The organism is Dactylosporangium salmoneum, assembly GCF_039532525.1.
Lineage (GTDB): Bacteria > Actinomycetota > Actinomycetes > Mycobacteriales > Micromonosporaceae > Dactylosporangium > Dactylosporangium salmoneum.
Genome location: NZ_BAAARV010000088.1, coordinates 217313 through 238687, shown reverse-complemented (window position 1 = coordinate 238687; position 21375 = coordinate 217313). Strand labels below are relative to the sequence as shown.

The window sequence follows — 21375 nt, the reverse complement described above, 5'->3', positions numbered from 1 at the left end:
CGATTCATCGGGCGCCGGCGCGCCTACTTGGGACGCTTGTCGCTTTCCGGCGGGGCCTCGCAGGACGGGCGCCAGCGGGGCCAGCCGTGGTCGCCGGCCAGCTGGGACAGGCGCGAGCCCAGCATCAGCGCCGTGGCCGGCTCCACCCCGGTCAGCCGGTAGTGGACCTGCTCGGCGATCTCCGGCGCCCGGTACTCGGCGTGCTCCAGCACCTGCAGGGTCACCGACCACCAGTACCGGTCCTCGTCGGTGGCGTGCGGCGCACCCAGCCGGAACCACTCGGCCAGCCCGTCCAGCAGGTCGTCGCCGACGCCGTCCGGGTCGGTCAGGCGCAGCGCGGCGCACACCCGGGCCACCACGTCGTCGTCCCAGCCCGACAGGTGGCCGCGGACCAGCGTGTGCAGCGAGGAGTGGCCGAGCGCGCCGGCCGCGTCGATCTCCAGCGAGTACACGTTCTCGCGGGCCAGCCGCTCGCGCAGCACCGGCAGCGTGCGGGCGTCGCGGCGGCGGGCCAGGCCGAGCAGCGCCTCGCAGCGGGTGTCGTCGTGCGGGTCGTCGAGGCGGGCGGCGAGCGCGTCGCGGACCACCGGACCGTCCACCTCGGACAACTGGGTGCCCAGCGCGAAGCAGGCCCAGTCGCGCACGTCCTCGTCGGCGTCGCCGCTGAGGCGGACCAGGGCGTGGACCGTCTCGCCGGGGTCGGCGTCGCCGAGGACGCTCGGCAGGGCCTGGGCCACGGCCCGGCGCACGGTCGCGTCGTGGTGGCGGGCCAGCGGCAGCAGCAGCGGCAGCGCGGCGTCGTCGTAGCACCAGGCCACGGCGTCGGCGAGCTCGGCCACCGGGGTCGCGGGGGCGGCCAGCAGCGCGGCGATCGTGCGGGCGGTCGGCTCGGTCTCGTCGGGGAGGTACTCCCCCATGGCCCCGGCGAACGGGGCCGTGCCGCCGCCGAAGCCGCCGGTGTCGGCCAGCTCGGCGATCACCTCGGCCAGCGGGTTCACGGCGAACCCGTCCAGGCCGTCCGGCAGCGCGTCGGCCGGCTCGCGGGCCGCCGGCACGAACAGCTCGGACGAGCGCGGGAACAGGCCGGACACGTCGCTCGGGCCGCCGGGGCGCGGGGCCGGCGGCTCGTCGGGCGCAGGGCGGGAGGACGCGAGGTCGCTCATCCCCAGGAGTGTGCGCGCCTTCGCGGCGATCTTCCAGAGGGGTTCGCCCCTCAGATGGACATCGCGACCCGCAGGATCACCCTCGCCGCCGACATACCGGCACACATCGCCCGTGTCGTTGCGGTGGACCGGCCCCTGTACGTGTTAACGAGCGAGGGGCGCGCAGGCTACCGGCCGCGGGCCTCGAGTCGCAGCGACGACCAGGAGCCGTCGGCCGCCCAGCCGCCGTCGACGGAGAGCGCGGCGCCGTTGACGAAGCCGCTGCGCGCCGGGTCGGCCAGGAACGCGACCGCCCGGGCGATGTCGTCGGGCTGGGCGAAGCGGGCCATGGGCACGTGCTCGGTGATGTCGCGGTCACCGTACGCCCCCGAGGCCTGCGACTCGTCGTCCATCTCGGTCTTCACCCAGCCCGGGCAGACAGCGTTGACCCGCACGCCCCGGCCGCCCCACTCGACCGCGAGGGTCCGGGTGAGCCCGATCAGCCCGTGCTTGCTGGCGTTGTACGCCACCCGGTCCGCGACGCCGAGCAGCCCCGCGACGGAGGCGATGTTCACGATCGAGCCCGTGCCGCGCACCAGCATCCGGCGGCCGAAGGCCTGGCACAGCAGGAACGGCCCGGTGAGGTTCACGTCCAGGACCCGCCGCCACTGCTGCGCGGTGGTGTCCTCGGCCGGCGCGATGGAGGCGATGCCGGCGTTGTTGACGAGCACGTCCGCCCGCCCGTACCGCCCCTCGACCTCGGCCACGAACCGCAGCACGTCGGCCTCGTCGGAGACGTCACCGGCGAACGACAGCGCGTCGAGCCCGGTGACCGGCTGACGGTCCATGACGGCCAGCAGGTACCCCTCCTCGGCCAGCACCTCCGCCGTGCGCCGCCCGATCCCCTGCGCCGCCCCCGTGACAACTGCCACTCGCTGCTCGCCCATGCCGCGACAATAGACTGCCGGTATGACACGCGTCGTGGTTGTCGGTGGCGGCATCGCCGGGCTGGCCGCGGCGCACCGGCTGCACACCCTGCGCCCGGGCCTGGACGTGGTCGTGCTCGACCAGCGCGACCGGCCCGGCGGCAAACTGGCCACCGGCGAGCTCGCCGGCGGCCCGGTGGAGCGCGGCGCGGAGTCGTTCCTGATGGGCGACCCGGCCGGGGGGCCCAGTGCCGCGGTGCGCCTGGCCGAGGAGGTCGGGCTCGGCCCGGCGATCGTGCACCCGACCCCGGCCCGCGCGGCGGTCGCCCTCGACGGCGGCCTGCGCGACCTGCCCGCCGGGACCATGATGGGCATACCCCTGAAGGCCACGGATTCGGCGGCGGACGATCCCGCACCGGCGCCGCTGCTGTCACCCGGCGGCGACGTCACCGTGGGCGGGCTGGTCCGGGCCCGCCGGGGCGACGCCGTCGTCGACCACTACGTGGAGCCGCTGCTGGGCGGGGTCTACGCCGGCCGGGCCGACCACCTCTCCCTGCGCATGGCCCTGCCGGCCCTGGCCGCGGCGGCCGAGCGCACCCACACGCTGACCGACGCGCTGGCCGAGGCCGTGGGGGCGAGCCGGCGTACCCCCGGCGCCCCGGTCTTCGGCACGATCCAGGGCGGCATGGGCCGGCTCGTCGGCGCGGTCGCCGCGACGCTGCCCGGCGTGCGCAGCGGGGTCACCGTGCGCGCCCTGCACCGCCACGGCGCCGGCTGGCGCCTCACCCTCGGTTCGACCCGCGACGCCGAGACCCTGGACGCCGACGGGGTGGTGCTCGCGGTGCCCGCCGCGCCCGCGGCCCGCCTGCTGGCCGCCGTCGAGGGAGCCCGGGCGGTACCGCTGGAGTACGCGAGCGTGGCGCTCGTCGCGCTGGCCCTGCCGGACACCGCGCTGCCCGAGCTGTCCGGGTTCCTCGTGCCGGCGACCGAGGGCTACTCGGTCAAGGCCGTCACGTTCTTCGACCGCAAATGGGCCCACCTGCGCCGCCCCGGCGTGACCGTGCTGCGCGCGTCGATCGGGCGGCACGGCGACGAGGCGCGGCTGCAGCACACCGACGACGACCTGGTGCAGACCGTGCGGGCCGAGGTCGCGAAGCTGCTGGGAATGGGCGCGCTGCCCGCCGAGATCGACCGGGCGGTGTTCCGGTGGGGCGGGGCGCTGCCGCAGTACGAGCCGGGCCACCGCGACCGCGTCGCGACGCTGCGGGCCGGCCTCGCCGAACACCCGGCGATCGCCGTGGCCGGCGCCGCCTACGACGGCGTCGGCATCCCGGCCTGCATCGCGTCGGGCCGAGCCGCCGCCGAGACGGTACTAGCAGGATTGGAACAATGGACGCCATGACGACCACGAACGCCGCGCGCATCCGCGAGCTCAACGACACGATCCGGTACACGATGTGGTCGGTGTTCCGGCTCGAGACCCCGTACGGCCCGGACGGCCGCGACGCCACCCAGGCCGGCGCGTTCCTGGCCGACCTGGCCGCGAAGGACGTCGTGGTCCGCGGCACCTACGACGTCTCCGGCCTGCGCGCCGACGCCGACCTCATGATCTGGTGGCACGCCCCGAGCGCCGAGGCCCTGCAGGAGGCCTACGCGGGCTTCCGGCGCACCAGCGTCGGCCAGCGCATGGCGCCGGTCTGGTCCCAGATGGCCCTGCACCGCCCCGCCGAGTTCAACAAGAGCCACCTCCCGGCCTTCCTGGCCGACGAGCACCCGCGCGAGTGGGTGTGCGTGTACCCGTTCGTGCGCTCCTACGAGTGGTACCTGCTGCCCGACGAGGAGCGCCGCACCCTGCTGTCCGAGCACGGCCAGATGGCTCGCGGCTTCCCGGACGTGCGCGCCAACACCGTGGCCAGCTTCGCCCTCGGCGACTACGAGTGGATCCTCGCCTTCGAGGCCGACGAGCTGCACCGCATCGTCGACCTGATGCGCGAGCTGCGCGCGTCGGGCGCCCGCCGCCACGTCCGCGAGGAGGTCCCCTTCTACACGGGCCGCCGCCGCGACTTCGCCGACCTGGTCGCCAACCTCCCGTAGGTGACCTGCGGAAACGACAAGTCGGGCGCGGGCGCGCCACGACTTGTCGGACTTGTACCCCGACAGGCGGAATGTCCGAAGCCGGCGATGTCATGGCGCGCCGGCGCCCGGCACATCCGGAAAGGTCAGGAGTGCAGCGCGGTGACCCCCGGCGGCGGCAGGCCCGCCGTCGAGGCCAGCAGCGCGCACCACGCCTGCACGTGGGCCTGCATGTCGTCGTCGGTCGGCGTCCAGGAGGCCCGGATCTCGATGTCCGCCGCCGGCGGCGGCCCGGCCAGGTCGCCGAAGCGCGTGGACATGGTCTGCGTGACCGTGCCGCCGATCGCCGTGTACGCCGCACTGTGCCCGTCCAGCGCGTCCACCAGCCAGCTCCACCCCACGCCCGGCAGCAGCGGGTCGGTGGCCAGCTCGGCCTCCAGCTCCGCGGTCACGTACGTCACCAGCCGCATGGTCCCGTCCCAGGCGTCGTGCCCGGCGGGGTCGTGCAGCAGGATCAGCCGGCCCGTGGCCACCTCGTCGCCGTGGCGCAGGACCGTGCCGCTGATCGCGTGGGCGTACGGCGCCAGTCTCTGCGGGGCCGGGACCTCCTCGAGCGTGATCTCCGGCCGGGTGGTCGCGGCGCGCAGCTCCTCCACCGCCCGGGTGAACGTGGGTGGAGTCGCGGTCGATGGCGCCATAACGGAAGACTAAATCGGAAACGTGCGCAGGGGGTGCCGCCGCGCCGCCGACGCACACTGAGTGAAACGATGGGCTGGCTATGAACGACACGACGAAGCTGCTCCTGCGCGCCGCTCGCGGCGACGCCGTCCCGCACGCCCCGGTCTGGTTCATGCGCCAGGCGGGCCGTTCCCTGCCCGAATACCGCGAGCTGCGCGCCGCCGTCGGCATGCTGGAGTCCTGCCGCCGGCCCGACCTGGTCTGCGAGATCACCCTGCAGCCCGTGCGCCGGCACAAGGTCGACGCCGCGATCCTGTTCAGCGACATCGTGGTGCCGCTGCAGGCGGCCGGCATCGACCTGGACATCGTGGCCGGCACCGGCCCGGTGGTGGCCGAGCCGGTGCGCACCATGGCCGGCGTCGAGGCGATCCGGCCGCTGGAGGGCGAGTCGGTGGGCTTCGTCGCGGAGGCGATCCGGCTGCTGCTGGCCGAGCTCGGCGACACGGCCCTGATCGGCTTCGCCGGCGCCCCGTTCACCCTGGCCAGCTACCTGGTCGAGGGCGGACCGTCCAAGCACCACACGAAGACCAAGGCGCTGATGTACGGCGCCCCCGACGTCTGGCACGCCCTGTGCGACCGGCTGGCCGGCATCACCCGCACGTTCCTGCAGGTGCAGGTCGACGCCGGGGTGGACGCGGTGCAGCTGTTCGACTCGTGGGCGGGCGCGCTGTCCGAGGCCGACTACCGCCGCTACGTGCTGCCCCACTCCCGGGCGGTGCTGACCGGGCTGCGAGGGCCGGTTCCGCGGATTCACTTCGGCGTCGGTACCGCGGAGCTGCTCCCGGCCATGGCGGAGGCGGGCGCCGACGTGGTGGGCGTCGACTGGCGCACGCCCCTGGACGTGGCCGCCGCGCGGGTCCCGGGCAAGGCCCTGCAGGGCAACCTCGACCCGTGTGTCCTGCTGGCCCCGTGGGAGGTCGTCGAGCAGGAGGCCCGCCGGGTGCTGGGCGAGGGCGCCAAGGCCCCCGGCCACATCTTCAACCTCGGCCACGGCGTGCTGCCCGAGACCGATCCCGACGCGCTCACCCGGCTCGTCGAGCTGATCCACACCGCATAACGAGCAGCGGGGGCCCGACCGGGCCCCCGCTTGTCGTGATGCGGAGCGAGCAACGAGCAGCGGCGATCAGATCCCCAGGATCGTCTGGGCCTCGTTGCAGGGCTTCTCCATCTCGTTGATCTTGTTCTGCATCGTGGTCTTGTCGTTCGCGGCGGAGGCGTCGAGGGCCTCCAGCAGCAGCTTCAGGCAGCTGCCGATGACGTCGCGCTGACGCTTGGCCTCGGTGCTGTCGGCCTGGGTGCCGCGCAGGTCCTGCTGGGCCTTGGTCAGCTCGTCGGCCTTGGCCTTGAGGTCGGTCTTGGTCTGGTCGAGGTCCTTGTCGGACTGGTCGAGCGCGGCCTGACGCTGCGACGACTGGGTCTCGGACTTCGTCAGCTTGTCCGACTTGTCGACGTACAGGAAGACGAACACACCGGCGGCGATGACCGCCAGGGCCAGCAGGCTCGACAGCAGCGGCACGGCGAAGCCGCGCTTCGGCGCCGGCTGGGCCGGGTAGCCGACCGGCCCGCCGGGGAAGCCGCTGGTCGGCGGGCCCGAGACGGGGCCGTAGGACATGGGCGGGCCGGACATCGGCGGGCCCGACATGGGCGGCGCGGACATCGGCGGGGCCGGCTGCGCGAGCGGCACCGGGGCGGTCGGCGGGGCCGACACCGACGGGTCGAGGCTGTAGGACGCCTCGCCATAGGTGGGCAGCTGCGTCGTGCTCTGGTCGTGGAGCGGCTGCGGCTGCGGCGGCACGGGCTGGCCGTACTGCGGGGCCGGCTCGCCGTACGGGCCCGCGGGCGCGCCGGGGTAGCCGCCGCTCGCCGGGGCCTGGGGCGGCGGGTACGCGCCGCTCGGGGAGTTGGGGTCGGGGTAGCCGTAGCCTTCGTTCGGGTTCCCCTGGGGGCTGCCGGGGTATGTCATCGTTCTTCCTCCTGATGGTCCCGCCGGGCAGCACCCTCGCGGGAGTCGTACAACCGGCGCTACCGGGTCGGCGCCGGGATGAAGCACCCCGGCCGGGACCGGGGAAGCGAGGGTGGGTCAGCAGACCGACGCAACGGTGTCGCAGACCACGGAGATCGGGATGGCCAGGCCGATGCCCTCGGCCTGCTGGGCCTTGAGCGTCGCGACGCCCACCACCTCCTTCTTCGCGTTGAACACCGGGCCACCGGAGTTGCCGGGGTTGATGGCCGCGTCGAACTGCATGAGCGACTCGCCGTTGAGCTGGCGGAAGGCGCTCACCACGCCGGTGGTGACGGTGTCCTCCAGGCCGAGCGGGGAGCCGATGACCAGGACCGGCTCGCCGACCTTGGGCGCCTGGGCGGCCGCGGTGAGCCGGGCGAAGTCCTCGTCGGTGTGCAGCACGGCCAGGTCCTTGTCGGGGTGGACCTCGACGATCTTGCCGGGGAAGCGCTGGTCGGTGCGCTCCAGGCTGACGTCCTTCTCGCCCTTGGTGTAGGCGTCCTGCACGACGTGGTAGTTGGTGATCAGGTCGGTGCCGCCGCCGGACGGGGACTTGCCGATCGCGAAGCCGGTGCCGGTGGCGTACTTCGTGCTGACCCGGAACACGCTCGGCCGCACGCTCGCGGCGACGTCGGCCGCGTTCAGGTTGCCGCCGGTCTTCTGCTCCAGCTTGTCGGCGCGGTCCTCGACGGCCTTGAGCCGGGCCGCGTCCTCGGCCTGGGCGCTGCGCGCGGCGGCGTCGGCCTTGTCGGCCTTCTTCTCCAGGTCGATGATGAACGCCGCCTGCACCCCGACGACCACGAGCAGCAGCAGGGCCAGCACGAAGGCGACGGCGGCCAGCGGGCTGCGCCGCGCGGGCACCTGCATCGGCGGGGCACTGTGCGGCGGTGGCGGCCCGGCCGGCGCCGAGACGGGCCAGGAGTTGGTCGGCTGGGCCGGCAGCGCGCCCGTGGAGATCGGGCCGGTCGGGATGGAGCCGGTCTGGTGAAGCCTGGGGGGAAGTGGACCGAGTCGTTCCGGATCCTCGTGCACATCCGGGTTGCCGGAAGCCACCGGGTTGGAGGGGTCATACCCGGCCGTCATGCCGCTCGTTTTCCTTCCTGTCACGGTTCCACCCGTTCCGCCGGACTGCCTGCACCCGAGAAGGGGGTCATCCGGCGATACCGCGGTCGGCCCTCACCCTAGTTGCCCGGCACAAGCCCCGCGACCTCCGAGGCTGCTCTGTACACAACCTGACCGGCCGCGCAAGGGAACCTACCGGCAACGCGACCGCCTGTCCGTCCCGTTTCGGGGCGCCAGCGGCGACCGTCCGGCCGTTGCGAGCGCGCCGGCGCGACGCGTGCGGACGGCCTCCGCGCGGCCGGCGAGACAACGAAGGAGATCACAAGAACGCCGACGCGCCGGACCGGCTGCACGTGCGGACCTATGGCGCAACGTACGGTTGTCGCGTGACCGACGAACCCCCCATGCGGCGTCGGGACGAGGAGCCAGACAGTCCGGACAAACCGGACGCACAGACCGAGCCCGTCCTGCTGACCGCCCCCCGAGACGGGACGCCCGAGCCGATCGCCGACCGGGCCGAGCTGGCGCGTGCCGTCGAACGCTTCGCCGCCGGCACCGGACCGGTGGCCGTGGACGCCGAGCGCGCCTCCGGCTACCGGTACACCCACCGGGCCTACCTGGTCCAGCTGCGCCGCGCCGGCGCCGGCACGGTGCTCATCGACCCGCTCCCCTTCGGCCAGCTGCCCGAGCTCGACGAGGCCATCTCGCCGACCGAATGGATCCTGCACGCCGCCAGCCAGGACCTCCCCTGCCTGACCGAGCTCGGGCTGCGGCCCACCCGCCTGTTCGACACCGAGCTGGCGGCCCGCCTGTGCGGCTTCGAGCGGGTCGGGCTGGCCGCGCTGACCGAGTCGCTGCTGGGCTACACCCTGGAGAAGCACCACTCCGCCGCGGACTGGTCGACCCGGCCGCTCCCCTCGTCGTGGCTGACCTACGCGGCGCTGGACGTCGAGCTGCTCCTCCAGCTGCGCGAGACGCTCGCCACCGAGCTGGCCGAGCAGGGCAAGACCGAGTGGGCAGCCCAGGAGTTCGCGGCGCTCGTCGCCTCGGCCGGCGACCCGCCCCGCGTGCGGGCCGACCCGTGGCGGCGCACCTCCGGCATCCACCGGGTGCGCGGCGCCCGCGCCCTGGCCCGGGTCCGCGCGCTGTGGACGACCCGCGACGAGATCGCCCAGCGCCGCGACGCGAGCCCCGGCCGGGTCCTCGCCGACGCCGCCATCGTCGCCGCCGCCGAGGCCGACCCGAAGGACGAGAAGGCCCTGCTGGCCCTGCCCGGCTTCGGCGGGCGCTCGGTACGCCGGCTCGCCCCGACGTGGCTGGGCGCGCTGTCCGACGCCCGGGCGCTGAGCGACAAGGAGCTGCCCACCACGCCCCCGTCGGAGGGCCCGCCCCCGCCGCACCGCTGGGCCGAGCGCGACCCGGTCGCGGCCGCCCGCCTGGCCCGGTGCCGGGAGGTGGTGCTGGCCCTGGCCACCGCCAACCAGCTGCCGCCGGAGAACCTCATCGCCCCGGATTCGGTACGCCGCCTGGCCTGGTCCCCGCCCGAGGAGCTCACGGAGGAGGCGGTCGCGGCGGTGCTGTCCGGCTACGGCGCCCGCCCGTGGCAGGTCGGCCTCACCTCCCCCGGCCTGACGGAGGCCCTCCACCCCGTGGCATGAGCGCCGAATGCCCGATAAGTCGGGCACTGGCGCGCCACGACTTATCGGATTTATACCCCGACAGGCGAAAAGATCGAAAAGTCGCGGCACGGGGTGCCCGGCATTTCCGCGCAAGATCACCCGAGGGTGAGGTGAAGGGGTTCACAGCAACGATAGACCTACTGGCGAGTAACATGGCCGGTAATTCGTTGCTAGGAGGACTCCGTGCCCCGTGCTGTCCGCGACGTCGTCTTCGTCGACGGCGTGCGCACCCCGTTCGGCAAGGCCGGTGGGATGTATGCCAACACCCGCGCCGATGACCTCGTCATCCGCTGCATCCGCGAGCTGCTGCGACGCAACCCCCAGCTGCCGCCGGAGCGGGTGGACGAGGTCGCCATCGCCGCCACCACGCAGACCGGCGACCAGGGCCTGACCATCGGGCGGACCGCCGCCCTGCTGGCCGGGCTGCCCAAGACCGTGCCCGGCTACGCGATCGACCGCATGTGCGCGGGCGCGCTCACCGCGGTCACCACCGTGGCCGGCGGCATCGCGTTCGGCGCCTACGACGTGGCCATCGCCGGCGGCGTCGAGCACATGGGCCGCCACCCGATGGGCGAGGGCGTCGACCCCAACCCCCGCATCCTCGCCGAGAAGCTCGTCGACCCGTCCGCGCTGGTCATGGGCTCCACCGCGGAGAACCTGCACGACCGGCTGCCCGGCATCACCAAGGAGCGGGCCGACAGGTTCGGCTACGCCTCGCAGGTGCGGACCGCCGCCGCCTACGCCGCCGGCAAGCTGCAGCCCGACCTGGTCAGCGTGGCCACCCGCGACCCGGAGACCGGCTGGGGGCTGGCCACCGTGGACGAGGCGCCGCGGCAGACCAGCCTGGAGAAGCTCGCCACCCTCAAGACGCCGTTCCGCCCGCACGGCAAGGTGACCGCGGGCAACGCGGCCGGCCTCAACGACGGCGCCACGGCGTCGATCATCGCCGCCGAGGAGGTGGCCCGCGAGCTGGGCCTTCCCGTCGGCATGCGGCTGGTGTCCTACGGCTTCGTCGGCGTCGAGCCCGAGGTCATGGGCTACGGCCCGGTGCCCGCCACCGAGAAGGCGCTGCGCCTGGCCGGGCTCACCATCGACGACATCGGCCTGTTCGAGCTCAACGAGGCGTTCGCGGTGCAGGTGCTCGCCTTCCTCGACCACTTCGCCATCGCCGACGACGACCCGCGGGTCAACCCGTGGGGCGGCGCGATCGCCGTCGGCCACCCGCTCGCCTCCTCGGGCGTGCGGCTCATGACGCAGCTGTCGCGGCAGTTCGCCGAGCGGCCGGACGTGCGCTACGGCCTCACCGCCATGTGCGTCGGCATCGGCATGGGCGCGTCCGTGATCTGGGAGAACCCCAACTGGGAGGGCAACAAGTGACCGCCGCGCTGACCAACCCGAACGAGGTCGTGACCAAGGCGCTGCTGCGCTTCGTCACGCTGCCCAGCCGCGAGCGGGCCGCGCTCATCACCCTCGACAACGGCTTCGACCACACCAAGCCCAACTCGTTCGGCCCCGGCGGGCTGGCCAGCCTCGAGGCGGCCATCGACGAGGCGGTCGCGGCGGCGCCGAAGTTCATCGCGCTGACCGGCAAGCCGTACATCTTCTGCGTCGGCGCCGACATCACCGGCATGCCGCTGCTCACCGACCGGGCCCAAGCGGTGGAGCTCGGGCGGTACGGCCACCGGGTCTTCAAGAAGTTCCGGGACTCTTCGGTGCCGACGTTCGCCTTCATCAACGGCGCGGCGATGGGCGGCGGGCTCGAGGTGGCGCTGCACTGCCACTACCGGACCGTCTCCTCCGGCGCGGCCGCGCTGGCCCTGCCCGAGGTCGCGATCGGCCTGGTGCCCGGCTGGGGCGGCACCCAGCTGCTGCCCAACCTCATCGGCATCGCGCCGGCCGCGCAGGTCATCCTGCAGAACCCGCTCACCCAGAAGCAGCTCAAGCCGGCCCAGGCGCACGAGCTGGGCATCGCCGACGCGATCTTCGAGCCGGCCGACTACCTGGAGCGGTCCCTCGCGTGGGCCGAGGGCGTGGTGGACGGCGAGATCACGGTGACCCGCCCGGAGATCGACCGGGACATGTGGGACGGCGTGCTGTACTTCGCCAGGCACCAGCTCGACGAGCGCCTCCACGGCGCGGTGAAGTCGGCCAACCAGGCCCTGGAGCTGCTGGCGCTGGCCAAGGACGCCTCCTTCGAGGACGGCACCGCGGCCGAGGACGAGGCCCTCGCGGACCTCATCATGGGCGACCAGGCCCGGGCCAGCCTCTACGCCTTCGACCTGGTGCAGCGGCGGGCCAAGCGGCCGGCCGGCGCGCCCAGCGCGGGCCTGGCCCGCGACGTCAACAAGGTCGGCATCGTCGGCGCCGGCCTGATGGCCTCGCAGCTGGCCCTGCTGTTCGTGCGCCGCCTCGAGGTGCCGGTGGTGCTCACCGACCTCGACCAGGAGCGCGTGGACAAGGGCGTCGGCTACGTGCACGCCGAGATCGACAAGCTGCTCGCCAAGGGCCGGCTCGACCCGGGCAAGGCGGCCAAGTTCAAGGGTCTCGTCGGCGGCTCGGTCGACAAGGCCGCCTTCGCCGACGCCGACCTGGTGCTCGAGGCGGTGTTCGAGGACCTCAAGGTCAAGAAGCAGGTGTGGGCCGAGGTCGAGGCGATCGTGCGCGAGGACTGCGTGCTGGCCACCAACACCTCCTCGCTGTCGGTCTCCGAGCAGGCGGCCGACCTGGCGCACCCGGAGCGGGTCGTCGGGCTGCACTTCTTCAACCCGGTGGCGATGATGCCACTGCTGGAGATCGTGCGGGCGGCGCAGACCGACGACGCCACGCTGGCCACCGCCTTCGCCGTCGGCAAGGCGCTGAAGAAATCCTCGGTGCTGGTCAAGGACGCCCCGGCGTTCGTGGTCAACCGGCTGCTGACCCGCTTCCTCGGCGTGGTCACGGCCGCCGTGGACAACGGCACCCCGATCCCCGTCGCCGACTCGGCGCTGGACCCGCTGGGCCTGCCGATGCGCCCGATGGCGCTGCTGAGCATGGTCGGCCCGGCCGTCGCGCACCACGTCGCGGAGACGCTGCACCACGCGTTCCCGGACCGCTTCGGCGTCTCGGCCAACCTGGGCCGGGTCGTCGGGGCCGGCAAGCGCGGCTTCACCGACGCCGAGGGCAACCCGGACCCCGAGGTGCTCGCCCTGCTGGAGGTCGGCGACTCGCCGTCGACCGCCGAGCAGCTGCGCGCCGAGGCGACCGAGGCCCTGGCCCGCGAGATCCGGCTCATGCTCGACGAGGGCGTGGTCGCCGACGCGCGCGACATCGACCTGTGCATGATCCTCGGCGCCGGGTGGCCGTTCCACCTCGGTGGCGTGACGCCGTACCTGGACCGGGAGGGTATCTCCGAGCGGGTCACGGGTGCGCGGTTCCTGCCGGAGGGCGCGGCAAACGCCCCGAAAGAGTGACTTACCGCTGAATCAGCACGATCCGGACCCCGCCGGCGCCTAGCGTTGGCGGGGTTCGTGGTCCCCCCGGCCCGAGCGCACGACTCGTCTCGCCCCGGGGGAGCACCATGCGCAGAACGATCTCGATCATCGCCGTCGTCATTGCCGCTCTGGTACCACCCGTGGGCGCCCAGGCCGCCACCACCGGCGCGACGGTCGCCTCGCCCAAGCGCCCGCTCAACGCCCGGGCCGGGGCGGCGGTGTGGACCACCTCCCTGCGCACCCTGCCCGACGGGACCGCGCTCAGCATCGACTGCCAGGTCACCGGCCAGCTCATCGACCAGGGCCCGGTGCGCGTCACCGACAAGTGGGACCGGCTGAGCGACGGGTCGTACGTGAGCGATGCGTGGGTCCGGCGGGCTCAGGGCGTACAGATCCCGGCTTGTGGGCAGGCGACGACCCAGGCGGCCGCGACCACCCCGGCCACCCCGGGCGCCGTGGCCTCCGGCGCCATCCCGCTGAAGACCCGCGGCGGACCGGCCCGCAGCACCATCCAGTACGCGTCCCTGCCCAACGGCACCCCGCTGTCCATCGACTGCCAGGCCCGCGGCGAGGCCATCACCGGCACGATGCGCACCACCGACCTCTGGGACCGCCTCGCCGGCGGCGCCTACGTCTCCGACGCCTACGTGAACCGTGCGGGCACCCCGCCGCTGTGCGCCGCCCCGGCCCCGCCCGCGGCCGCGCCGGACACCGCGACCGGCAAGTGGGTGAGCCCGCTGCCCGGCTTCTCGGCCCGCCCGGGCTTCCGCACGCCGACCAACCCCAACCACGCCGGCGTGGACATCATGAGCTTCGTCGGCACCCCGATCCGGGCCGCCTCGGCCGGCACCGTGCTCGAGGTGGTCTGCAACATCGAGGCGGGCCACAGCTGCGACCAGACCGGCAGCGCGTCGGTCGGCGGCTGCGGCTGGTACGTCAAGATCCAGCACGCCGGCGGCATCTCCACCCTGTACTGCCACATGGTCCGCCGCGGCACCGTCCAGCCCGGCCAGCACGTCGAGGCCGGCCAGGTCATCGGCTACGTGGGCTCCTCGGGCAACTCCTCGGCCCCGCACCTGCACTTCGAGGTCCACGTCAACACCCCGCCCACCGCACCGGGCAACGCGATCGACCCGCTGCCCTTCATGCGTGCCCACGGCGCGCCGATCGGCTAGCGCGGGTAGACGTTATAACCCCACTGGGGTTATAATGGGGGTATGCCGAAAATCAACGTGTACCTCCCGGACGAGCTGGCCGAGGCCGTCCGCGAGGCCGGCGTGCCCGTCTCGGCGATCTGCCAGCGGGCCCTGGAGCAGGCCGTGCGCCGGGTGACCGCGATCCGCGAGACGGTGCTCGGCGACCTCGACGACGCCACCCTCGCCACCCGGCTGCCCGGCTTCACCGCCCGGGCCCGCACCGTCCTGCGCCTGGCCGCCGAGCGGGCCACCCCCTCCGGCACAATCGGCACCGGCCACCTGCTCGCCGGCCTCGTCGAGGAGGGCAGCAACCTGGCCCTGCACGTGCTGCGGGCGCTGGAGATCGACCCCGCGGCCATCCCCGCCGCCGGCCCCGACCCGGACGGCGTCACCGTGGCCGGCGCGCTCGAGCTGGCGGTGACCGAGGCGACCGCGCTCGGCCACAACTACGTCGGCTGCGAGCACCTGCTGCTCGGCCTGGTCGCCGACCCCGACGGCGCGGCCGGGCAGGTCCTGCGCTCCCTCGGCGCCGAGATGCGCCTGACCCGCCGGGCGGTGGCGGCCGCGCTGGCCGGCTACGTGCACCTGCAGGCCAACACCAACCTGCAGGCCAACACGGCCACGCAGCCGCAGGGCCCCGCCCTGGCCGCGCTGCTCGAGCGCATCGAACGGCTGGAGCGGCGGCTGGACGAGCGGGCGTGAAGGTCCTGCTGCTCGCCACCAAGGACACGATGGCGTACCGCCGCCGCCCGACCGGCATCGCGAGCGGCGCCGAGCTGCTGGCGGCGGTCCCCGAGCGGCGGCGGGGCGCCCACGTCGACGTGGAGGACGTCGCGGCCGAGCCGAGCTGGGACACCACGCCGGCCACGATGATCGGCCTGGCCCGCCGGGCCCGCGCGGCGCTGCGCGAGGAGGGCTACGCCGGCGTGGTCGTCACCCACGGCCTGGACACGCTGGAGGAGACGGCCTACCTCTGCGACCTGTACTGCCCCGGCCCGGTCGTGCTGACCGGCGCCGTCCGCCCGCTGGACGCCCTGTCCAGCGACGGCCCGCGCAACCTGTCCGCCGCCCTCACCGCCGCGGCCGACCCGGCGCTGACCGGCGCCGGGACGGTGGTGTGCCTCAACGACGAGCTGCACGCGGCCCGCTGGGCGACCCTGGCCGACGCGGCGGGCGTGGCCGCGTTCAGCTCCGCCCCGCACCCGCCGCTGGGCCGGGTGGCCGGGCCGGCCGTGGAGCTGCTCGCCCCCGCGCCGCCCCGCCCGCCGGCCCCGCGCGGCGAGCCCGAGGCCGAGGTGGCGCTGATCAAGACGTACCCGGGCATGGACGGCACCCTGCTGACCGCCGTCACCGATGCCGGCGCCCGGGGCGTGGTCCTGGAGGGCACCGGGATGTTCAACGTGCCGGCGTCATTGCTGGCCGCGATCAGCGACCTCGTCGAGTGGGACATCCCGGTCGTCGTCGCCTCCCGCGCCCGGGCCCGCCCGGTGGCCCTTGACGCGCTGCCGATGGGCGTCGGCCTGGCCGGCACGGTGGGCGCGATCGGCGCCGGCACGCTGAGCGCGGCCAAGGCCCGGATCGCCCTGATGGTGGCGCTCGGCGGGGGCGGCGGGGCCGAGGCGGCCCGGGAGTACTTCGCGAGGCTCTAGGGATCCCCGCCGGCCAGCGCCGGCAGGGCGCGCACGGCCGACCGGACCGCGGCGGCCGCGTCCTCGACGGCCCGCTCGTCGCCGCCGGCCGGGCGCACGGTCAGCCGCACCTCGTCGGTGAGCGGCGCCGCCGCCCAGACCGGCAGCCAGCGGAACCCGTCGGCGCGCCGGCCGCCGAACTCCATGCCGGGCTTGAACGCCAGGGCGGCGTCCGAGGGCATGAGCAGGACCCCGCCGTCGAAGTCCGCGGCGGCCCGGTGGCGCAGGACCGCGGCCGCCGCGTCGGGGGCCACCGGCACGCCGCCGAGGCCCCAGGCGGCGAGCCGGTCGCGGGGCACGCCGGCGGGGTGCAGCTCCGGGCGGTACTGCCGCAGCAGCTCCGGCACCGTGAGCCGCCCGGCCCCGGCCTGCGCCGCCGGCACCATCGCCTCCAGGCGGGCCGTGTAGAGGGGCACCGACCGGACCCCGGCGATCGCGGGCCCGACCAGCAGCGGGTGGCGGCCCAGGCCGCCCGGGTGGTCGTAGCCGTCGAGGTACTCCACCGTCACCCGGGCGCCGAGCCCGGCGGCGAAGAGCGCGTGGTGCGGCAGGCAGGCCAGCCCCGGCGGCCCTTCGTCGCGGGCGGTGCGCCGCATGAGGCGGTACTCCCCCACCACCCCGCGGGCGGCCCGCTCGAACTCCCGGCCCCGCGCGGTGAGCCGCAGCCGGCCCCGGCCGCCCTCGAAGAGCGGCTCGCCGCACCACCGCTCGATGCGCTGGATGGTCCGCCCGACGAGCTGCCGCGCGTAGGGCCGGTCCCGCAGGTGCCGCGGCCGGGCCGGGGACAGCACCTCGGCCGCCTTGGTGTGCTGGCCGTGCTCGACGACGGCGAGGAACACGCGGCACTCCCACTCGTCGGGCGCCACCTCGTCGCTCACGGCCATGACCCGTCAACCTAGGAGCCGCCGCGGCGGCCGCGGTAGCCCGCGGCCGGGTTTTCGCCGCATGCGCAAAATGCCGGACCGAACCTTGCACTCGTGACCGTCGGTAACGCGACGTATCAGGCGGCCGCCTAACGCTGTGTGATATAGACACTAGTGACGGAGGCGCGAAGGCGGCTTCGCACGGTGCGTAGAGGGGGGATAACTCTACGCACCGTGAGCGAACCGCCGGGGTGCACCGCCCCCGGCGATTACGGTGCGCACGCGCGACGGGGGCGGTAGACAGTGCACGTGACGGCGCTGCGGATCGAGTTCGTCCAGGGCGGGGTGGTCCGGGCGGCCCTGACGGTGCGCCGGTCAGGCGCGGTGCCGGCCGGGGCGGTCGGACCCGTGCTTGACGGCGTACATCGCCTCGTCGGCGTTGCGCAGGACGGCGTCGGGCTGCTCGCCGGGGCCGGCCAGGTGCACGCCGATGCTGGCCCCGATGCGCACCTCGTGCCCGTCGATCTCGAAGGACACGCCGACCGCCTCCTGCAGCCGCTCGATCAGCGCGGAGGTGTCGTCGCCCGGCCCGACGCCGGGCAGCAGCAGCACGAACTCGTCGCCGCCGACGCGGGCGAGCACGTCGCAGGGGCGCAGGCAGGCGGCGAGCCGGGCGCTCACCTGCCGTAGCAGCTCGTCGCCGGCCTCGTGCCCGAGCTCGTCGTTGACCGGCTTGAAGCCGTCGAGGTCGACGAAGAGCACGGCGACGGGCGAGGCCCGCAGCGAGTCGGCCAGCCGCTCGTGCAGGCGGCGGCGGTTGGGCAGCCCGGTGAGCGGGTCGTGGTGGGCGTCGTGGGCGAGGCGGTCCTGCATCTCGCGGCTGTCGGTGATGTCCCGGGCGTTGATGACCACGCCGTCCAGCGCCGCGTTGTGCAGCTGGTTGGAGGCGGTGAAGTCGAACCAGCGGTGGTTGCCGTCGGACTGGCGCACCCGCACCTGCATCCGCTCCAGCCCGCCCTTCTCGTGCAGCAGCGCGGCGAAGCGGGTGCGGACCTGGTCGCGCTCCTCGGGGTGGATGAGGTCGAAGACGCTGCTGCCGACCGCGACGAAGCCCAGGATCCGCGAGCCGCTGGGGCTGGCGTACACCACCCGCCCGTCGGCGTCGAGCACGGTGACGACGTCGGGGGCGTGCTCGACCAGGGCCGAGAAGCGCTCCTCGGCCCGCCGGCGCACCAACTGCGAGCGGTACCCGAGCACGGCCACCCCGGCCACCCCGACGAGCAGCATGGTGAGCAGCGCGAGGCTGGTGGTCAGGCTGCGGTTGCGCATCGGACCGTCGAACGTGGCGGTGGTCTGGGTGCGCACGTAGGCCCAGCCGCCCGGCAGCCCGCCGTGCACCGTCGCGATCATCGAGTGGCCGTTCTCGGAGTACGTCACCAGGATCGACTCCTGGGTCCCCAGCCGCGCGATGATCGCCGGGTCGGCCAGGCTGCCCACCCGCGCCGCGTCGCTCGACGCACCCACGGTGCCGGCCGAGTCCACGAGCATCGAGACGTGCGAGGCGTCGTTGAGCTTCAACAGGTACGCCTGGAGCTGGCTCTTCACCACCGGGATGAACCCGTACAGCAGCGCGGCGGGCTGGCTGCCCACGACGATCGGCACGGCCACCGCCTGCACCAGGGTGTCCTTCACCGTCATGATCGAGGAGAACCCGGGCTCGCCGAGGGCCAGCGAGGAGATGAGCGGCCTGAAGCCCACCGACGCCGGATCGGGGAACATGTTCACGGCCTTGGAGGCGTTGAGCGGGTTGCCGACGAGGTCGGTGAGCACGAGGCCGTAGGTGAAGTACGACGACTTGTCCGCGTACTCGGCCAGCGCCGCGGTGTCCCCGTCGTCCCCTTCCGACAGCGACAGCGGATGGCCCATGACGAAGTCGTTGAGCTCCTTCGCCGACACGCGCAGCAGCTGCCCCGCGAGCCCGGCGTTGTTGGTGGCCAGCGCCCGCGAGTCGTCGCGGTGCACCTTCTCCACGGCGTCGAGGGCGGAGCGGTTCATGAAGATGCCGACGCCGCCGATGGCGAGCAGCAGCACGACGCTGATGCCCACCACCAACCAGCTGCGCAGCCGCATCAGCCGCCTCCGTTCCTGGAAAACGCAGGCCATATCGGCGCCGCCGCGCTTGCGGCTGAGCGAGAGTGCCCGCGATCACACTGCTTCGGGATCGCTCGCGGCGGGCGCGCGGCGTTTCTTCTCGCCGTAACCGGCCACGGCGGTTTGTTGCCGCCTGGACCGCGCACGTCGGTTCGTTCCCGCCCGCACCCCTATGGCGGTTTGTTGCCGCCTGGACCGGTAACGGCGGTTCGTTCCCGACAGCCCACCCAGGGCAGTTTGTTCCCACCTCGACCGGTCACGGCGGTTCGTTCCCCACAGCCCACCCGGGGCAGTTTGTTCCCACCTCGACCGGTCACGGCGGTTCGTTGCCGACCGCGCCCGGCGGCAGTTTCTTGTCGCCGAGACCGGTCCAGACGAAAACTTTCCGCCTGGACCGGTCAAGGCGGAAAGTTTTTGCCGCAACCCACGACGCGCCCGCGCGCCGGGCCGCCGCCGCCTTATCGAGCCGCCTGCCGCACCGAAGCGGTACCGCTCAACACGGGCGTAATCGCCGCCGCAGGAAGGGACACCGTCACCTCGAGCCCCCCGCCGTCGAGGGCGACCGCGCTGACCCCGCCCCCGTGCGCCTCACAAACCGCCCGGATGATCGACAACCCCAGCCCGGTCCCGCGCGCCCCCGTCCGCTCCCGCCCACCCCGCCGGAACGGCTCGAAGAGGGCCGGCAGGTCGGTCGGCTCCACCTCGAAGCCGGTGTTGCCGACCACGAGCCAGGCGAGGGTGTCGTCGGTGCCGGTGCGCACCCAGATGCGTCCGGCCAGGTGGTTGTACCGCACCGCGTTCTCGATGAGGTTGCCCGCGAGCCGCTCCAGGAGGCCCGGATCGCCGACGACGGTGGCGGGCGAGAGGTCGGTGCTCACGTCGAGGTTGAGCCGCTTCACCTCCTTGCCCATCGCCGACAGGGCGACGGTGACCCCGGTGGCGAGGTCGGTGCTCACCTTGCGGCCCAGCCGGCGGCCGGCCTGGGCCTCGGTGCGGGCCAGCAGGAGCAGCGACTCGACCAGCGCGTTGGCCCGCATCGAGGCGTCCCGCACGACCGTGGCCATTCTGCGGTACTCCTCGACGTCGGCCTCCGGATCGGCCAGCGTCACGTCGACCTCGGTGCGCATCACCGCCAGCGGCGTGCGCAGCTCGTGCGAGGCGTTGGCCACGAACCGTTTCTGCGTCTCGAAGCCCGACGCGATCCGGTCCAGCATCGCGTCGAAGGTCTTGGCCAGCTCCGACACCTCGTCGTCGGCGCCGTCGTAGTTGATGCGGGCGTCGAGGGACTCGCCCGAGAGCCGCTGGGCGGTGGTGGTGACCCGCTGCAGGGGGCGCAGGGCCCGGCCGGCCACCACGTACGCGCCGGCCACGCCGACCGCGCCGATGAGCAGCAGGGCCAGGCTGCCCCGGGTGAGCAGCTCCCACTCGGCCGAGTCGACCAGCTCGTCCTGCCAGGTCGTCGCGTCGATCTCGGTGCCGTTCTCCAGCACGACGCGGGTGCCCGGCTGGAGCTGGTCGGCGGGCTTGAGCGCACCGTCGACCAGCAGGTACGCCAGCACGACGAGCACCAGGCCGGCGCCGATGAGCAGAATGCCGTTGAGCAGAGTGAGCCGCAGCCGGAGGGTGGGCCGGAAGACCGCGGTACGGCGGGCGTCGTAAATGGTCATTGGGGTAGCCGGGTCCGATAGCCGGCGCCGACGACGGTCTCGATGAGCGCCGGCTCGCCGAGCTTCTTGCGCAGCGTCATCATGGTCACCCGCACGGTGGTGGTGAACGGGTCGGCGTTGGCGTCCCAGACCCGCTCCAGCAGCTCCTCGCTGGAGACCACGGCGCCGCGGGCCTTGAGCAGCTCCTCCAGCAGCCCGAACTCCTTGCGGGTCAGGTCCAGCGGCTGCCCGGCGCGGGTGGCCACCCGCTTGGCCTGGTCGAGCACGAGGTCGCCGATGGTGAGCACCGGCGGCGCGGCGGGCGTGGCCCGGCGGCCCAGCGCCTGGACGCGGGCGACGAGCTCGTCGAACGCGAAGGGCTTCGGCAGGTAGTCGTCGGCCCCGATCTGCAGGCCTTCGACCCGGTCGGCGACGCTGCCGCTGGCGGTGAGCATGAGCACCCGGGTCAGCGCGCCCGAGGCGACCAGGTCGGCGCAGATATCGTCGCCGTGGATGCCGGGCAGGTCCCGGTCGAGCACCACGACGTCGTACCGAGTGATCATGACCATCTCGTGCCCGCTCGTGCCGTCGTAGGCCACGTCGACCGCCATACCCTGCCTGCGCAGCCCCCGGACGATCGCGTCGGCGAGATTGGTCTCGTCCTCGATCACCAGCACGCGCACGCCTTTCACCCCCAGCCGATCCGGGCCAGTCTCCGGCAGGAGACGTGAAGTCCCCG

Annotated in this window: 18 protein-coding genes; 9 read left to right on the top strand and 9 right to left on the bottom strand. The window is 73.9% G+C overall.

Annotated elements, in window-relative coordinates; all coding sequences use genetic code 11:
• Positions 1-23: 23 nt before the first annotated feature.
• Both ABD352_RS45335 and ABD352_RS45330 read right to left on the bottom strand, forming a co-directional pair.
• Positions 24-1163, bottom strand: coding sequence for a HEAT repeat domain-containing protein (locus tag ABD352_RS45335; protein WP_344618797.1), 1140 nt, complete (start codon positions 1161-1163; stop codon positions 24-26).
• Between the two features lie 167 nt (positions 1164-1330).
• A complete protein-coding gene (locus ABD352_RS45330) occupies positions 1331-2089 on the bottom strand; it encodes an SDR family NAD(P)-dependent oxidoreductase (protein WP_344618796.1) in 759 nt (252 codons plus the stop codon).
• A gap of 22 nt (positions 2090-2111) precedes the next feature.
• Here ABD352_RS45330 and hemG point away from each other — a divergent pair, with 22 nt between their 5' ends.
• A complete protein-coding gene (gene hemG, locus ABD352_RS45325; protein WP_344618795.1) occupies positions 2112-3470 on the top strand; it encodes a protoporphyrinogen oxidase in 1359 nt (452 codons plus the stop codon).
• Complete coding sequence (gene hemQ / locus ABD352_RS45320; protein ID WP_344618794.1) at positions 3467-4162, top strand: hydrogen peroxide-dependent heme synthase; 696 nt, start codon at positions 3467-3469, stop codon at positions 4160-4162. Before hemG ends, hemQ begins: the two co-directional genes overlap by 4 nt.
• Positions 4163-4287: 125 nt before the next feature.
• On the opposite strand, the gene ABD352_RS45315 is transcribed toward hemQ, so the two are convergent.
• A complete protein-coding gene (locus tag ABD352_RS45315; protein ID WP_344618793.1) occupies positions 4288-4839 on the bottom strand; it encodes a DUF3000 domain-containing protein in 552 nt (183 codons plus the stop codon).
• An 80-nt stretch (positions 4840-4919) separates the two neighbouring features.
• On the opposite strand from ABD352_RS45315, the gene hemE reads away from it, so the two are divergent.
• Positions 4920-5936 carry a uroporphyrinogen decarboxylase gene (gene hemE, locus ABD352_RS45310; protein WP_344618792.1) on the top strand — a complete coding sequence of 339 codons (1017 nt, stop codon included), beginning with the start codon at positions 4920-4922 and terminating at the stop codon, positions 5934-5936.
• A gap of 66 nt (positions 5937-6002) precedes the next feature.
• Here the strand turns inward: hemE and ABD352_RS45305 are convergent, their stop codons facing one another.
• Positions 6003-6842, bottom strand: coding sequence for a hypothetical protein (locus tag ABD352_RS45305; protein WP_344618791.1), 840 nt, complete (start codon positions 6840-6842; stop codon positions 6003-6005).
• A 117-nt stretch (positions 6843-6959) separates the two neighbouring features.
• Entirely contained in the window at positions 6960-7964 is a 1005-nt protein-coding gene (locus ABD352_RS45300) for a S1C family serine protease (protein WP_344618790.1), read from the bottom strand.
• A gap of 383 nt (positions 7965-8347) precedes the next feature.
• Here ABD352_RS45300 and ABD352_RS45295 point away from each other — a divergent pair, with 383 nt between their 5' ends.
• From ABD352_RS45295 to ABD352_RS45270, 6 genes are all read left to right on the top strand, one after another.
• On the top strand, positions 8348-9601 hold the full coding sequence (locus ABD352_RS45295; RefSeq protein ID WP_344618834.1) for a ribonuclease D: 1254 nt from the start codon (positions 8348-8350) through the stop codon (positions 9599-9601).
• Positions 9602-9805: 204 nt separating this feature from the next.
• Complete coding sequence (locus tag ABD352_RS45290) at positions 9806-10999, top strand: thiolase family protein (RefSeq protein ID WP_344618789.1); 1194 nt, start codon at positions 9806-9808, stop codon at positions 10997-10999.
• Complete coding sequence (locus tag ABD352_RS45285) at positions 10996-13071, top strand: 3-hydroxyacyl-CoA dehydrogenase NAD-binding domain-containing protein (RefSeq protein ID WP_344618788.1); 2076 nt, start codon at positions 10996-10998, stop codon at positions 13069-13071. The genes ABD352_RS45290 and ABD352_RS45285 overlap by 4 nt, the downstream gene beginning before the upstream one ends.
• 107 nt (positions 13072-13178) lie before the next feature.
• Entirely contained in the window at positions 13179-14267 is a 1089-nt protein-coding gene (locus ABD352_RS45280) for a peptidoglycan DD-metalloendopeptidase family protein (protein WP_344618787.1), read from the top strand.
• 42 nt (positions 14268-14309) lie between these two features.
• Entirely contained in the window at positions 14310-14990 is a 681-nt protein-coding gene (locus tag ABD352_RS45275; RefSeq protein ID WP_344618786.1) for a Clp protease N-terminal domain-containing protein, read from the top strand.
• The gene (locus tag ABD352_RS45270; RefSeq protein ID WP_344618785.1) at positions 14987-15937 is read left to right on the top strand and encodes an asparaginase; all 951 of its coding nucleotides are present in this window, start codon (positions 14987-14989) and stop codon (positions 15935-15937) included. Before ABD352_RS45275 ends, ABD352_RS45270 begins: the two co-directional genes overlap by 4 nt.
• Here ABD352_RS45270 and ABD352_RS45265 read toward each other — a convergent pair.
• The 4 genes from ABD352_RS45265 to ABD352_RS45250 all read right to left on the bottom strand — a co-directional run bounded on the left by ABD352_RS45265 (position 15934) and on the right by ABD352_RS45250 (position 21319).
• Complete coding sequence (locus ABD352_RS45265; protein ID WP_344618784.1) at positions 15934-16860, bottom strand: LysR family transcriptional regulator; 927 nt, start codon at positions 16858-16860, stop codon at positions 15934-15936. The two genes, ABD352_RS45270 and ABD352_RS45265, sit on opposite strands and share 4 nt — an antisense overlap.
• A 354-nt stretch (positions 16861-17214) precedes the next feature.
• Entirely contained in the window at positions 17215-18969 is a 1755-nt protein-coding gene (locus ABD352_RS45260; protein ID WP_344618783.1) for a diguanylate cyclase domain-containing protein, read from the bottom strand.
• Positions 18970-19448: 479 nt separating this feature from the next.
• Positions 19449-20657 carry a sensor histidine kinase gene (locus tag ABD352_RS45255; protein ID WP_344618782.1) on the bottom strand — a complete coding sequence of 403 codons (1209 nt, stop codon included), beginning with the start codon at positions 20655-20657 and terminating at the stop codon, positions 19449-19451.
• Complete coding sequence (locus ABD352_RS45250; RefSeq protein ID WP_344618781.1) at positions 20654-21319, bottom strand: response regulator transcription factor; 666 nt, start codon at positions 21317-21319, stop codon at positions 20654-20656. The genes ABD352_RS45255 and ABD352_RS45250 overlap by 4 nt, the downstream gene beginning before the upstream one ends.
• Between the last annotated feature and the right edge of the window lie 56 nt (positions 21320-21375).